The organism is Pseudochrobactrum lubricantis, assembly GCF_041929865.1.
GTDB classification, from domain to species: domain Bacteria; phylum Pseudomonadota; class Alphaproteobacteria; order Rhizobiales; family Rhizobiaceae; genus Pseudochrobactrum; species Pseudochrobactrum saccharolyticum.
Map to the genome: position 1 here is coordinate 1 of NZ_JBHEEE010000040.1, position 1,389 is coordinate 1,389.

Genomic DNA, 1,389 nt, shown 5'->3' on the forward strand with positions numbered 1-1,389 from the left:
TGGACTTGATGTGGTGGACGGCCTCCTGATCCGCTTTTGTGCGATAGTGTGGTTGTTTTTAAAAGCCACCAAGGAGAACGGTTATGTCAGAACTTGCGACGGTAGGAATTGATTTAGCTAAAAACGTTTTTCAAATTCATGGAGTTGATAGTCAGGAGCGTGTCATTCTACGCCGAAAACTGTCACGAAGCGATGTTTTGCCATTCTTCAGTCGCATCCCACGATGTCTAATTGGAATGGAGGCTTGCGCCAGTGCTCATCATTGGGCGCGCTCGCTGCAGGAATTAGGGCATGATGTGCGATTAATGCCAGCAGTTTACGTCAAGCCTTATGTAAAGCGGCAGAAAAATGATGCGGCAGATGCCGAAGCTATATGCGAAGCTGTTAGTCGCCCTACAATGCGTTTCGTACCTATAAAGAGCGAACAACAACAGGCCGTGATCATGCTCCACCGTGCTCGGGAACACCTTATTCGACAACGTACTATGATCGTTAATGCCATTCGTGCTCATGCAGCAGAACTTGGTCTTGTTAGCCGCCAAGGCGTTGTTGGCTCAATGCAACTTGTTGAGGTAATCGAATGTGAAGAAGATGCGAGCTTACCAACAGTTGCCCGCATGGCTTTATTGCCGTTAGTGCGCCAAATGAAAGCAGTTCACAACGAAATAATAGGCTTGGAGAAATCAATTCATGCTTGGCATAAACAAAATGAATTGAGCAAACGCTTGGAAAGCGTGCCAGGCATTGGGCCGATAATAGCAAGCGCGCTGAGCGCTACGATCACTGATCCTAGAGTGTTCAAGTCGGGCCGGGAGCTTGCGGCATGGATAGGTTTGGTTCCTCGCCAGAATTCGTCGGGAGGAAAGAACCGGCTGGGGAGTATCACCAAACAAGGTGATCCATATTTACGGCGTCTTCTTGTTCTCGGAGCACATTCCGTCTTACGCTTTCGCAAGAAAAGTACTGTTCAAACGACACAATGGGCCGCCGGGCTTTTGGAGCGCAAACGTTATATGGTTGCTGCTGTCGCGTTAGCCAATAAAATGGCTCGAATTGTCTGGGCGCTTATGGTGCACGGTTCCACATTTGGTGTGCAACGCATCTAACAAGTATTTTTGTCATTGTTGCTTCAGAGGCTGAACGCAACAAACAAGAGGTGAGATGCTCATGGTATGATGACAAACGGTCAAAAGCCGGGATTGAGACACTCCGCATTCCGGGGCTGCGTATGAAAGCGCGAGGACTTGTAAGGAACTCAATCTGCGGACTTCATCAGGGCCAGCGGCATGTTATAGCCGCATCAATAGGCCGGACACATGCCTGCACTCGACCAGCTTGTCAGAAATATCAAAAAACATCTTGCCAAACGGAGGCCGTCCACACATGCCC

Annotated in this window: 1 protein-coding gene; it reads left to right on the forward strand. The window is 49.0% G+C overall.

The features are described 5' to 3' along the window. The first annotated feature begins 83 nt into the window (after window positions 1-83). A complete protein-coding gene (locus tag JNC80_RS19905) occupies window positions 84-1,106 on the forward strand; it encodes an IS110 family RNA-guided transposase (protein WP_376711410.1) in 1,023 nt (340 codons plus the stop codon). The last annotated feature ends 283 nt before the right edge of the window (window positions 1,107-1,389 follow it).